Consider the following 12,563-nt stretch of genomic DNA (forward strand, 5'->3'; position numbering starts at 1 on the left):
TCCATCCCCCTTGATTTATCTTTTATAAAAAGGTGTTTTGACGACTTTCGCTTTCAATTTCCTCTTACGGACTTGAACCGTCACTTCTGTCCCCTCAGCCGTGTATTCTCTATTAATGAGGGCCAGACCAACGTTTTTCCCTAGGGTCGGTGACTGTGTCCCTGTAGTAACAAACCCAATGACCTCTTCTCCGTCCAGGACATCGTAATGGGTACGAGGAATCCCCTTGTCGATCATCTCAATCCCTACGAGTTTTCGTCCGGGCCCCTCTTCTTTTTGCCTTTTTAAAACTTCTTTACCAATAAAGTCTGCTTCTTTTTTCACTTTCACGGCGAAATTCAATCCTGCTTCGATTGGTGTGATTTCTTTACTAAGCTCCTGGCCATACAGGGCAAGGTTCGCTTCAAATCGCAGCGTGTCACGAGCTCCGAGTCCAACAGGTTTCAAGCCAAACGGTTCACCAGCCTCAAGGATTGCTCGCCACAACTGGGCGCCGGAATCAGCGTGCAGATAAATTTCAAACCCGTCTTCCCCCGTATATCCTGTGCGGGATACAAGGGCCTTTCCATCGACACCCTTCAATTCCACACCTTGTTCGAAACGGAAAAACTTGATGGCTGAAAGATCCGTTTCCGTGATGGTCTGAAGCGCATCTTCCGCTTTCGGGCCCTGGACAGCCAGCTGTACGTATTCATCAGAGACATCTTCCACGGTTACGTCGCCTTCCTGATGTTCTTTTAACCATTCATAGTCCTTTTGACGGTTCGCTGCATTGACAACAAGTAGGTATTTGTCTTGAGCAAGATGGTAAACGATCAAATCATCAACCGTTCCTCCATCTTCATAGCACATAATCGTGTATTGCGCTTTCCCTGGTTCCAGCTTAGACACGTCGTTCGTCAGCATTTTTTGCAGAAAAGGAAGACTATCCGGTCCTTCCACCATCACTTCTGCCATGTGAGAGACATCAAACAACCCTGCGGCTGTTCGAGTGGCCTGGTGCTCCTCTTTGATACTGGAAAACTGCACAGGTAGATCCCATCCGCCAAAATCGATGGTTTTTGCTCCGAGTTTCTTGTATTCAGAGTACAACGGTGTTCGTTTTAAATCTGCCATTGGAACCACTCCTTATCACTGATTTCGCCCATAAAAAAAGAGACTTCACCGCTTGCACGGGAGTCTCTGTCCGTTTCACCAGAAAGTTTCACATCAGGAAAACCTGACGCTTGCTTCTTGGGTGGTTTGCACACAAAATGCAAACACTCTCCAGAGTTGCGTCCTATAGAGGTCTTTTTGCCTGAGAGATTCACAAATGATTGCTTGCTCCTTCGGCGCCACGAACGTGGTCTCTCCCTCTACAGTCATTCGCTTTCGTATTTTTCTAGATTTTACCGGGCATACTATTGTGTAACGTTCACACAATGTTTTGTATATTTTCAGCATCATTATATCACGCGTCTTTCACAAAAGACATGATAATTCTACAATAATTCACAATCTTTTATCATTCCTATTGATGGAGGGCTACAAATATGATCGAAATACATCCAGACCAGTCATTTATTGAATTATTGAGCGAGAACCTGGAACATCCCGACAGACTCGCCACATGGGATGGTTTTAAGCTTGCTTATCAAGCGGCTCAATTTAAAACCGTACCAAAATTCGATGGCCTTCTTGCTCTTGAACACCTTCCCCATGTAGATTTTATGGAACACCAGATTGAAGCGGCAGAAACAGCGGTCCATCAGATGAATGGACGTGCCATTCTAGCTGATGAGGTAGGGCTCGGAAAGACGTTGGAGGCAGGACTGATTCTAAAAGAGTATATGATCAGGGGAAGAGCTAAAAAAATTCTCATCTTGACACCTGCTTCCCTCGTAAATCAATGGATACAGGAATTAAACGAAAAATTTTATATCCAGGCTGCTTCTCCAAGGAAGAAACAGGCCTCTTGGAAAGAATGGGATGTGACGGTTACTTCCATAGATATGGCTAAACGTGAAAACCACAGGGAAGTCATTCTGGATATTGACTACGATCTTATCATTATTGACGAAGCTCATAAGCTCAAGAACCATCAAACGAAAAATTACCAGTTCGTACAGTCTTTGAAAAAGACGTATTGCCTTCTATTAACTGCCACACCCATTCAAAACAAATTGAGTGATTTGTTTAATTTAGTATCCATTCTTAAACCCGGTTACCTCGGAAACTTGACCGACTTTAAGAAGAAGTATAAAGAAAATGCTGCCGATAAGGATAATATCCAACACATCCATTCCCTTGTCGGACATTTAATGATCCGGAACCGTAGAAAAGACACCGGCCTTGACTCTTCCAAGCGGAAAGTTGTCAATGAACGACTTTCGTTTTCAGATGAAGAAATGGATATGTACAAAAAACTGGAAGGATTGAAATCGAACCATCCGTCCTTCACATGGCTGACACTCGCAAAAGAATTGTGTTCTTCCAGAGAAGCTTGTTACATGTCTCTGAACCAACTGAAGAAAAACGCCCCAGATGAAAAAGCAGACTTATATGATGAGTATATTGAAGCGATTGGTCAGGTCCCTCATCACGTTAAAGCCAAACGGATGACGGAACTCATTGAAAAAACCGATGAGAAATTCATTGTTTTTACTGAATACCGTGCCACTCAATTTTATTTGCAATGGTACCTTCAACAGAACGGAATCACGTCCGTTCCATTCAGCGGAAAATTTAATAAGAGTAAACGGGATTGGATGAAACAATTATTTAAGAACAAAGCCCAGGTAATGGTGGCCACAGAAGCCGGCGGAGAAGGAATCAACCTCCAATTCTGCCACCACATGATCAACTACGACCTTCCATGGAACCCAATGCGGCTTGAACAAAGAATCGGGCGCATTCACCGCTTCGGACAAGAGCATGATGTTAAAATTTTTAATTTTGCGATCAAAGATACAATCGAAGATCACATCATGAAGATGCTGTATGAGAAAATCGAAATGTTCAAAAATGCGGTCGGTGACCTGGATCATATCCTTGAGCAGATTCCAGGTGGATCGTTCGAGCACCAAATCCAGTCCATTCTCAAACAGTCGGAGAGTCAAGGTGAAGTAGACATTAAACTCAACAATTTGGTCAGTTATGTCGAACATACGGTGAATGAAAGGAGAGAATCGAGTTGAATGCTCCTAATCCATACAAAACGTTTGTCAAACAGTTCTTTTTATCCCATGGTTGTTCGATCGTAAACGATGCTCCTTCCCATTTCACTGTACAGCTCACAAATGAGATGGATGAGGAGATCATGAATCGACCTTTCTACTGGCATTACATGAAGAAAATGAATCGAGAAGGCGTCCCTATGAAGCTGACGTTCAGCGATACAGATCAGAAGCAGGCGGGTGGTATTTACCTTCATGCAGGAACACCTAAACTTCACCGCTTATACAATACGGCGATTTCGAAAGCACGGACAGCTAGACTTTATGAAGTGGTACATCAGACAACAGGACAAAACCGTGCTATGAGCCCCTGGCTGGTGGTTAATGGGCTGCTGCACTTTCGGGGAAAATATACTAGGGACGAACCCGTTTCCATAGGAATCAACTTAATCCACGGTACGATGATGCTTGGAATGATGGACAAGATTATTAACATGAATTTTGAAACAACCGTTTCGGACTACACGTTTCCTATGAGGCCTGTGATCTCTTTATCCCATGCTTATAAACGCATGGAACGCCATATTGAAACATACGTTGGATCGCTCGATCACCAATGGGCGAAGGATTCTCTGCATCATCTTGAAAAAGAAACCCACTTACTTGAATCCTTTTATGAGTCTGAAGACATCGGTTTGGACTCTTTCACAAAAGAACGGGAGCAGCTCGACAATCGATACAAGCCTTACATTGAAATGGAAGTCATCAACGGGGGATTATTTTATATTTCACAGGAAACCAGTAAGACTTGGATGCAGAACGAAGGAGCAGGCACTGTAAAAGAATAGAATCCATAAGCAAAAAAGCTGGCGGAAGGTAAACTCCAAATGATTCCGTAGCACAGGCTCACTTATGAAAAAACGAAAAAAACCGCTGACTTGCTCAGCGGCTTTTCTTATTCTTTCAATGATTGTTGATTCGTTTCCTTTTGAACATTTTCAAAGCGAAAGGAAGCAATCCGAACCAGTAAAAGGAAGATTTTTTGGAGGGTTTGGATTCTTTTCGTTGCTGCTTCTCATCCTTAGACATGTGCATATACTTGACAACTTCTTCTGTCAAAAACTTTACATAATCATTCTGATTCATGAAAACCCCTCTTTTTCCATTGTTGCCTTTAGTATGCTCCAAACCTTGTTATTTTAGACATCCCACCACTTCTTCGGCGATTTCTTCAGGGGTTTTCTGGTCCACATCAATGACTACATCTGCTGCTTGTTCATATAAACTCAAACGTTCATCAAACCGCTTTTTCTTCTCCGAGTCTTCACCTTTCCACAATGGCCGGTCTGTGTCGCCGGTCAACCTTTCCACGATGGTTTCCCATTCTGCTTTTAAATAAACAACGGTCCCCTCTTGCATAAGAACTCGATTTTCCTCCCGGAGGATGACTCCTCCTCCTGTAGATAGGACAACTTCATCCTTTAAGTGCCTCAAAAATTCTGTTTCCTTATCCCGGAAGTACTGCTCTCCTTTTGAAGCAAACATATCCCGGATCTTCATTCCTTCCGCTTCTTCTATGGCCTGATCCATTTCTATGTATGGGTATTTTGTTTTTTCACTTACCATTTTTGCTATTGTCGACTTGCCACTTCCCATGAATCCTATTAAAAAAATCACGATAATTTTCCCCCTTATAAAAATCATTGCAGGAATTAGGCCCTTTATGTCGAATGTTATAAAAGGCCAAATAATACGAAAGAGGTGGTAAATGATTGAAATCCATCGCTCAATATGCCCATGAACTTATCGTTTCTGCTATCCAGCAAACTGCTACGGACATCCACTTTTCCCCCTATGAAGAAACAGCTTCCATCCATTTCCGCATCCATGGCAACCGTATTTTCCACTCGACGACCCCGCTACCCACGTATAAGAAGCTTCTTTCCTACTTCAAATTCACTTCTGGAATGGATATCGGAGAACACAAACGACCTCAGAACGGAACAATCCAGCATCGCTCCAACCAGAACACATTTGACTTACGCCTATCTACTCTCCCCATAACCGGTACCGAAAGTTTAGCCATTCGACTTCTAAGACCAATGGACCATACCCCGCTTGAACAGCTTTTCCTTTTTCCTTACCAATTAAAAAAAATCCAGCGCTGGTTAAGACACCGTAGTGGCATGATCCTTTTCACCGGACCAACGGGAAGTGGAAAAACCACCACCTTATATGCCTTGCTCCAATCCCTTACCTCAACAAGTTCTTTTCAAGCCATTACTCTTGAAGACCCGATAGAAAAGAATTTAAACAACATCATTCAAGTACAAGTGAATGAGCGTGCAGGTGTGACTTATGATACGGGATTAAAAGCAGCCTTAAGACATGATCCAGATCTATTAATGGTCGGAGAAATTCGAGACAAATCAACCGCACAGTTCGCATTTCGTGCTGCGTTAAGCGGCCACCTCGTCATCAGCACCATCCACGCCCGTGATGCACACGGAACCATTCACCGTCTTAAAGAAATGGGTATCAAACAAACCGATATCGAACAAACCATGATTGCCATCGCCTCTCAACAGCTCATTTCTCTTGAAGGTGCCAAACAACTACCAAAGAGAGCGGCGATTCTGGAACTATTAGAAGGGGCCCAATTAAAAAGAGCGATTGATAGTCAGACCAAACACCAGCAGAATTTCCAGTCGTTCAGACACTTGAGGAGGAAAGCCTATGCACTTGGCTTCGTTGCAAAAAACGAAGTGGACCCGTTTTCGTGACCCGCCTTTACCTGTGGGTCAGCAAATTTTGTTTTTCAAAAGGTGCAGTCATATTTTGGACAAAGGCTATCCACTTCTCGATGCTCTACAAATGACTGGCTGGGATTCAAAATTGAAATCCACATGTGACATCTTGACACAGCACCTCAGCGCTGGTCACCCCATTCATGAAGCTTTTATAGAAGCCCGCTTCTCCCTTTCTGTTACAAACTTCCTCTACTTCAGTCAGGTTCATCATAACTTGTCCAGAAGCTTTCAACAGTGTAAAGACATGTTGCAATTAAAGAAAGATTACAAAGAGAAATTTGTAAAGGTTATCCGGTACCCCGTTTTCTTATTTGTTTTCCTCATCATTGCTTGCACAATCTTACAAAGGACAGTGATTCCCAATTTTTTAAATCTATTTGAAGGTGAGAAAGACGGAACCTTCCGTCTGATGGTCATCATCATGCACGTCATGAATGGGTTAGGCCTCCTCGTCCTTCTGACTGTCCTTCTGCTTATAGCCGTTATGATTATCTTACCGCGGATGACATTAAAAAAAAAGCTGTCGTTATATGAAAGAGTCTCTTTCTTAAAGCTGTACCATTCCTACTCCGTCTCCTTTCTATTCACAACCCACCTCCACTCTTTACTCCAGGCAGGCCTTCCACTAAAGGAGGCAATTGAAATGATCCATGGTCATAAGAAATATGAACTGCTCTCTCATTACTGCAGGCAACTATTACATGAACTGTCAAACGGCAAAACTGTTGCTCAGGCGATCTACAGCTGTCCGTTGTTCAGACCGGAACTCACCAATATTTTTCATCATACCAACGACATCGATGCTTTGAAAGATGAACTTGAACTTCTTGCCGAATTCTTCATGGAGTATCTCAGCCAAAAAATCTCCACATGGCTCCATATCATTCAGCCTGCTTTCTTCATCATCATCGCCACCGTCATCATCTTGATCTACGCATCCATCATGCTGCCTCTATACCAATGGATGAACCAAATTTGAACGAGGAGGAACCCTCATGTTAAAAAACGAAAAAGGATTCACATTAATTGAGATGCTCATTGTTTTGCTTGTCATCTCCGTACTGCTGATCATTACAATCCCTAACATGTCTAAGAACAGTGATTCCGTAAAGGCAAAAGGGTGTGAAGCCCTTCAAAAAACCGTAGAGGCCCAAGTCCAGGCGTACTTCATTGAAACAGGAGCGTTCCCAGCCTCTATTCAAACGTTGGTGGATGAAGAGTATATATCGCAGGATACATGTCCAGATGGTACGAAATTGATCATAAGCTCAGAAGGAGATGTAAGTGAACAAGCACCAACAGAAGGCACATAACGGTTACACCTTTACAGAAATGGTCATCGTTTTATTATGCTGGTCCATTCTGCTCTCTTGTTTCATCCCTTTACAGTACCGCACCTATCAAAACCTTGAAGCAACCCTTACTCTTCAACAACTAAAGGAAGACCTTCTCCTCACCCAACACCTTTCCATGAACGAACATGCTTACTATACGGTGAATTTCGACCAAGAATCAGGAGGCTATTTTTTATATGACACAAAAGAAAGAAAAACAATCTTCCATAGAAAATTGCCCGAGAAATGGGGGATGCGTTTGACTACCCTACAGCCAACGGTGCGATTCAATCAGAAGGGAATCATTCAAAGAGCAGGAACGATGTACCTGTATGCACCACATAAAACGTATAAAGTCGTTTTCCCTTTCGGATCAAGCAGGTTACGCATTGAAGAGATCTGAGGGCTTCACGCTGCTTGAGACCCTATGTGCTTTTACACTTTTAACGATCATCACACTATTTACTCTTCCTTTACTTACCGAAATAAGGACTGCCCAAAAGGATCTTCAAACAGAAAGAGAAGCCATCTCACTACTTCATAACGAATTCTTTGAACACAGGATAAGGAATGGTCCACTTCCTTATACAGCAAAACATCAATTGCCTCATGAAATCACTCTAGTCTTTCAATCAGAAGAAGAATGGATCGCAGGCTGCGTATTATGGAAAAACCAGAGAAATGAAAACAAGGAGTTCTGTTTGCATGAAAAAAGGGAATAGGACAAGTGAAAGAGCGTTTACATTGTCGGAAGTATTGATCAGCCTAATGGCGACCATGATTCTATTAACGATCTCCGTCCCCTTATTTTCTTTACTAAAAGGATATGACTATTACTCTGAATTATCGGTTGATCAGCTGAGCGCAGTGATCCAATGGGAAATCAACCAATGTCGTTCCTACAACGTTTCAGATCATTCCATCTCATTGATTGATAAGCAAAACCGCCATATTGTCATGGAGAAGTATGGAAAAATCTTCAGGCGAACCGTCGACGGATCTGGACACGAAACCCTCATTCAAAATGTAGGAGCTATTTCTTTTGTACATGAATCTCCTTCAATTCTTATGGAGGTAAAAATTCATGATCAACCCTACACGAGAAAAATCCATCTTCCATAATGCGCATGGCATCGTCTTCCCCTGGGTGCTCATTTTTTGCTTTTTACTTCTCATTGTCACATTAACAACCATCAACCAGTATAAAAACCACCTGATCCTTATCAAAAGTCATCAAGCTTCGGTTGTAAAACAACATATCCTCGACACTTCACGAATGAAATTGGATGCAGAATTAAAAACAATCCCTTTAGAACAAAAGCAATACTCTTCTGCCTTTCTTACACCGGATGGTGAAAGCTTGGCGGAATGCACACGTGAAGAAAGTCAATGGGTATGCCTATGGAATATAGTAGTAAACGGTAATCAATCTCAGGTAAGAACTTTCCAAAGACCATAAAAAAATCGCCCCTCATCGAGGGACAATGCTTTTATGAAATGTTTTGTTTATATTCCATCCGTTTATCTGTAATCCCACGTAGTCCATCCAAATCATAACCGATGACTAATTTATCTCCATTCGTCAAAATCGGCCGCCTTAACAGCTTAGGCTTCTCAATGACCAGCTCTAGAAATTCATTCAATGTTAGGTCCTCTACATCTAGGTCAAGCGTTTTAAATTCTTTGCTTCTTTTCGCTAAAATTTCATCAATCCCGTGGGTGGTAAGTGACAAGATTCTCCTCAATTCCTCAGCGGTAGGAGTTTCACGAAACAGGTGCTGTTCGTTAAAATCCACCCCTTGACTCTTTAACCATGATTTCGTGCGTCGACAGGATGTACAACTTGGGTATGTGTAGAATTTTAACTTTTCCATGTTTAACGCTCCTCGCTTTTTTGTATAACTTTATTGTATATTGATTGTATAACCTTTGTACAATATTTTAAACTCCTTTTTTCTATTAGACAAATAATTTTCACAACTTGGAGGGTTAAGGAATAAGGACAAGCGGGAATACAAATACTGAGAAATGAAAGATGAATACGTTTTATTTACAATTGTATCCGGGTCGTTTATAATATGAATGATAGTTTAACGATAGAAAAGGAGGGGGAAAAAAGCATGGATCGTATGTTTCGAGTAATGGCCTTTTGGACAGGTATCTTCGCTGTCATGTTCTATACAGGCGATATGATGGAAGCTTCCTTATTATCTCTAGTTCAAACGGCTTTTTTCCTTACTATTGGTTACCTTAAGCTGTCAGAACGTATGTATGTGTACATATTTTTCTCATACTTGACAGTCTTCATGATCGGATTTACGTATTATTGTTCCTTTATCTTAGTACCAGGATTTGGTGGCCACTAAACAAAAGAACCTGTCATCCTTATAAAAAGGATGACAGGTTCTTTTTCTATCTCTTCTTTTTCATGGCACTGATTAGGTTAGAAACGGGTTTTCTTCCCGCTCTTCTCCTATTGTTGTCGGCTGGCCGTGGCCTGGAAAGATGCGCATGTCATTACGTAAAGGAAGAAGCTGTTCTTTAATGCTTGTCTCAAGAACTTCCCTGCTTCCTCCGGGTAAATCTGTACGTCCGATGCCCCTTTGGAACAAGGTGTCTCCAGCAATCGTAAGACGCTGGTTCCTAAAGACAAAGGAAACACTTCCTGGCGAATGTCCCGGGGTATGACGGACTTCAAATGGGAAGTTACCTATTTGCATTTGACCTATTTCAAAGTAGTGATCCGCTGGTCGAGCAGTAATTTCCCCTAACCCGAATAAGGCAGAACCGTTCTTTTCTGGATCCCCCAGCCATTCTGCTTCTTTTTCATGTATGTACACCGGAGCCCCATAAGCATCCCTTACGGCATCTACGGCTCCAATATGATCGAAGTGTGCATGTGTTAGTAGGACCGCAATGACATCAAGTTCTCTTTCCTGTAAGTAGTTCTGTAACTTCTCAAAATCTCCACCTGGATCAATGACCAGCGCTTTATGATTTTCATGGATGATATAAGCATTCGTCGCTATCGGCCCAAGCGGTAACCTGGTTATTTTCTTCATTCTTTACACCTCATTTATTCGTTTCTTTTTAAATTTATTGGCTTTATCGTACAATGTGTAAAAAAGATGTAGATAACTCGACAATTTTTTGTTTATACTATAAAATAGATAAGTACCAATAATAACTACATATAGTATAACATCTATCCTTTGTGGATGATAATAATGAAAAGAGACTTAGGGGGTGCTGAATTTGGTAACAGCTATTCTTCTTTTACTCGTAACAATCTTGTGTGTTTGGGCAATTTTCCGTGAACTTAAAACAAAAAACTTCTTTGCTGTTCTTTTTGCAGGTGCATCAGCATTGATTTTCGGATGGTTCTCAGTCATGACCATCTGGTACAACTTATTCGGTTAAACAGTGAAAGCAAGCAGACCTATTAGGTCTGCTTGCTTTTTTATAGGGATTATATCAGGAACGAGAACTTCTAATTTCTTCATCCGTTTGCAACAACTGTTTGTTTTTGTTGAAAAAGTACCTGTACATACATAAAGTAATGAACATGGCACTCAATGAAACGGAAGAAAAAATACTGAGAGAGATGACTAACTGATACTTGATGGCCATAACAGGTGAAACACCACCCAGAATCAAACCAGTCATCATTCCCGGAAGCTGAACAAGACCTATGGTTTTTAGCCGGTCGACGTTAGGTATTAAAGAAGCATGCAACGTATTTTGAACAATCAGATGAGAGGCCTGCTTCGGTTCTGCTCCTAAGGATAAGGAAGCGAGCAACCGGCCGTTGTTTTCTTTAAACTCATTCTTCATTCGTTCAAGAGCAAGCCCCATAGCAGTCATACTGTTGCCAATGACCATTCCACTCATCGGAATGACCTCTGAAGGTTTAAACTGGATCATGTCAAATAGAAGCCACAAACTCAGCACTCCGACCTCAATGGCCAAAAGGCCTCCAAAAAGAATAAACCCGACATAAGGCAAGTCCTTCCCTTTTTGCCTGGCATGAAAGGTTGCAATGATGATCATGACTGTCAACATGAATGGGATGCCGTAACGAGCAGGTAGATCAAAAAGGAATGTTAATATGTAACCGATAGCAAACAGTTGGACCGTTCCTCTACCCGTAGACCAAATGACATTTTTGCTCACACCCAGTTGGTAATAATAAGACAATGCTAAAGGAACGATGACGAATATGATTAAAAAGAATAGTGACTGATTCGATATTTCTGGTTCCAAATCTTCTTCCTCCCTACTGCTCTAAAAACTTCGCAAGTTCTTCTGTTTTCGGATGATCAAGCATATCCGGTATTTTTCCGTCTTCTACGATCCGTCCATCACTAATAAATAATCCCCGATTCCCAAGCCTCCGTGCTTGATTTAAGTTATGAGTAACCATGAGCATCGTGAGTTTATGTTCTTCCATCAAGCACTCCAGAACCTCTTCAATTTCTTCTGCCGTGCGATAATCCAGGGCGCTGGTCGGCTCATCGAGTAGTAAAACTTCGGGTGAATTGGCCAAAGTCCTTGCCAGGGATACCCGTTGTTTCTCCCCGCCCGAAAGCTGATCCACATCTCTTTCCAAATAATCGGAAGGGAGTTGAACGTAATCCAATAATTTTTTCCCTTGCTGTTCTTCCCAATCACCAAACAATGATGGTCCGTATTTAATGTTATCCAATACGGTTCCCGGAAATAAATTAGGTGCCTGCAAGACGAGACCCACTTGTTTTCTTAAGGCAGTGATGGAATGTTCTTCAATCGATTTCCCGTTAAAGTAAATATCCCCCTGATCTGGGTCATTCAGACGGTTCAATAAGAATAATAATGTACTCTTCCCCGCGCCTGAAGGGCCGAAGAGGATGACTTTGTCCTGCTTTTCAATTGTAAAATTAATATCTTGAAGAACCCCTTGGTACACATGCTCAAAACGAAACATACCATTCCCTCTCTCTCCATAAAACGTTGTTTGTAAATATCATTACCCTTATATGTATGAATTTATGTGAATAGCGGAGTAAAAGCTGCTTTAGTGTTTCTATCAACGCTCCCTGTTCCTCCGTATGCCTCGATTACTAAATTTTCACTTTAGAGGATGGGATTTAATGAGACTTTCCATCAAAATTCAAATAAACCTCCTCCTCCTTTATAAAGCTTATCAGGTTTTTATTAAGATATCTAAATTTTAAGGCCGCTTATGACTGGATATTCGCTTCAGATGCCTTTTGGGCCTAACCGTT

Annotated in this window: 18 protein-coding genes and 2 riboswitches; of the genes, 11 read left to right on the forward strand and 7 right to left on the reverse strand. The window is 41.7% G+C overall.

Annotated elements, in window-relative coordinates; all coding sequences use genetic code 11:
- Positions 1-15 precede the first annotated feature (15 nt).
- The gene (gene gcvT, locus DYE48_RS03515) at positions 16-1,116 is read right to left on the reverse strand and encodes a glycine cleavage system aminomethyltransferase GcvT (protein ID WP_115822441.1); all 1,101 of its coding nucleotides are present in this window, start codon (positions 1,114-1,116) and stop codon (positions 16-18) included.
- Between the two features lie 64 nt (positions 1,117-1,180).
- A riboswitch (glycine riboswitch) is annotated at positions 1,181-1,272 on the reverse strand.
- A gap of 3 nt (positions 1,273-1,275) precedes the next feature.
- A riboswitch (glycine riboswitch) is annotated at positions 1,276-1,365 on the reverse strand.
- Positions 1,366-1,532: 167 nt separating this feature from the next.
- Here gcvT and DYE48_RS03520 point away from each other — a divergent pair.
- On the forward strand, positions 1,533-3,176 hold the full coding sequence (locus DYE48_RS03520) for a DEAD/DEAH box helicase (RefSeq protein ID WP_115822442.1): 1,644 nt from the start codon (positions 1,533-1,535) through the stop codon (positions 3,174-3,176).
- Positions 3,173-4,003: a YqhG family protein gene (locus DYE48_RS03525; RefSeq protein ID WP_115822443.1), complete on the forward strand. Its 831-nt coding sequence runs from the start codon at positions 3,173-3,175 to the stop codon at positions 4,001-4,003. Before DYE48_RS03520 ends, DYE48_RS03525 begins: the two co-directional genes overlap by 4 nt.
- 115 nt (positions 4,004-4,118) lie before the next feature.
- Here the strand turns inward: DYE48_RS03525 and DYE48_RS03530 are convergent, their stop codons facing one another.
- The gene (locus DYE48_RS03530) at positions 4,119-4,301 is read right to left on the reverse strand and encodes a YqzE family protein (RefSeq protein ID WP_089651741.1); all 183 of its coding nucleotides are present in this window, start codon (positions 4,299-4,301) and stop codon (positions 4,119-4,121) included.
- A gap of 48 nt (positions 4,302-4,349) precedes the next feature.
- Positions 4,350-4,832, reverse strand: a complete 483-nt coding sequence (locus tag DYE48_RS03535) for a shikimate kinase (protein WP_115822444.1) — start codon at positions 4,830-4,832, stop codon at positions 4,350-4,352.
- 95 nt (positions 4,833-4,927) lie between these two features.
- On the opposite strand from DYE48_RS03535, the gene comGA reads away from it, so the two are divergent.
- From comGA to DYE48_RS03565, 7 genes are read left to right on the forward strand one after another with little or no spacing between them, the layout of a single operon-like run.
- The gene (comGA, locus tag DYE48_RS03540; RefSeq protein WP_115822445.1) at positions 4,928-5,938 is read left to right on the forward strand and encodes a competence type IV pilus ATPase ComGA; all 1,011 of its coding nucleotides are present in this window, start codon (positions 4,928-4,930) and stop codon (positions 5,936-5,938) included.
- Complete coding sequence (locus DYE48_RS03545) at positions 5,892-6,944, forward strand: type II secretion system F family protein (protein ID WP_115822446.1); 1,053 nt, start codon at positions 5,892-5,894, stop codon at positions 6,942-6,944. Before comGA ends, DYE48_RS03545 begins: the two co-directional genes overlap by 47 nt.
- A 16-nt stretch (positions 6,945-6,960) precedes the next feature.
- Positions 6,961-7,278, forward strand: coding sequence for a competence type IV pilus major pilin ComGC (comGC, locus tag DYE48_RS03550; protein WP_115822447.1), 318 nt, complete (start codon positions 6,961-6,963; stop codon positions 7,276-7,278).
- A complete protein-coding gene (comGD, locus tag DYE48_RS20995; RefSeq protein WP_147299264.1) occupies positions 7,250-7,702 on the forward strand; it encodes a competence type IV pilus minor pilin ComGD in 453 nt (150 codons plus the stop codon). Before comGC ends, comGD begins: the two co-directional genes overlap by 29 nt.
- Complete coding sequence (locus tag DYE48_RS03555; protein ID WP_167449437.1) at positions 7,689-8,021, forward strand: type II secretion system protein; 333 nt, start codon at positions 7,689-7,691, stop codon at positions 8,019-8,021. Before comGD ends, DYE48_RS03555 begins: the two co-directional genes overlap by 14 nt.
- A complete protein-coding gene (locus DYE48_RS03560; protein WP_167449438.1) occupies positions 8,005-8,421 on the forward strand; it encodes a competence type IV pilus minor pilin ComGF in 417 nt (138 codons plus the stop codon). The genes DYE48_RS03555 and DYE48_RS03560 overlap by 17 nt, the downstream gene beginning before the upstream one ends.
- Positions 8,384-8,758 carry a hypothetical protein gene (locus tag DYE48_RS03565; protein WP_115822450.1) on the forward strand — a complete coding sequence of 125 codons (375 nt, stop codon included), beginning with the start codon at positions 8,384-8,386 and terminating at the stop codon, positions 8,756-8,758. The genes DYE48_RS03560 and DYE48_RS03565 overlap by 38 nt, the downstream gene beginning before the upstream one ends.
- A 31-nt stretch (positions 8,759-8,789) precedes the next feature.
- Here the strand turns inward: DYE48_RS03565 and DYE48_RS03570 are convergent, their stop codons facing one another.
- Positions 8,790-9,173, reverse strand: coding sequence for a Spx/MgsR family RNA polymerase-binding regulatory protein (locus tag DYE48_RS03570; RefSeq protein ID WP_089651733.1), 384 nt, complete (start codon positions 9,171-9,173; stop codon positions 8,790-8,792).
- 246 nt (positions 9,174-9,419) lie between these two features.
- Here DYE48_RS03570 and DYE48_RS03575 point away from each other — a divergent pair, with 246 nt between their 5' ends.
- Entirely contained in the window at positions 9,420-9,665 is a 246-nt protein-coding gene (locus tag DYE48_RS03575) for a DUF2626 domain-containing protein (protein ID WP_089651732.1), read from the forward strand.
- A gap of 72 nt (positions 9,666-9,737) precedes the next feature.
- Here the strand turns inward: DYE48_RS03575 and DYE48_RS03580 are convergent, their stop codons facing one another.
- The gene (locus tag DYE48_RS03580; protein ID WP_115822451.1) at positions 9,738-10,361 is read right to left on the reverse strand and encodes an MBL fold metallo-hydrolase; all 624 of its coding nucleotides are present in this window, start codon (positions 10,359-10,361) and stop codon (positions 9,738-9,740) included.
- A gap of 184 nt (positions 10,362-10,545) precedes the next feature.
- On the opposite strand from DYE48_RS03580, the gene DYE48_RS03585 reads away from it, so the two are divergent.
- Entirely contained in the window at positions 10,546-10,719 is a 174-nt protein-coding gene (locus tag DYE48_RS03585) for a DUF2759 domain-containing protein (protein WP_307725367.1), read from the forward strand.
- Positions 10,720-10,773: 54 nt separating this feature from the next.
- On the opposite strand, the gene DYE48_RS03590 is transcribed toward DYE48_RS03585, so the two are convergent.
- Complete coding sequence (locus tag DYE48_RS03590) at positions 10,774-11,562, reverse strand: ABC transporter permease (protein WP_115822452.1); 789 nt, start codon at positions 11,560-11,562, stop codon at positions 10,774-10,776.
- Positions 11,563-11,575: 13 nt separating this feature from the next.
- The gene (locus DYE48_RS03595; protein WP_115822453.1) at positions 11,576-12,262 is read right to left on the reverse strand and encodes an ABC transporter ATP-binding protein; all 687 of its coding nucleotides are present in this window, start codon (positions 12,260-12,262) and stop codon (positions 11,576-11,578) included.
- Positions 12,263-12,563 lie beyond the last annotated feature (301 nt).

It is taken from the genome of Halobacillus trueperi, assembly GCF_003386945.1.
Classification (GTDB): Bacteria; Bacillota; Bacilli; order Bacillales; family Halobacillaceae; genus Halobacillus; species Halobacillus aidingensis.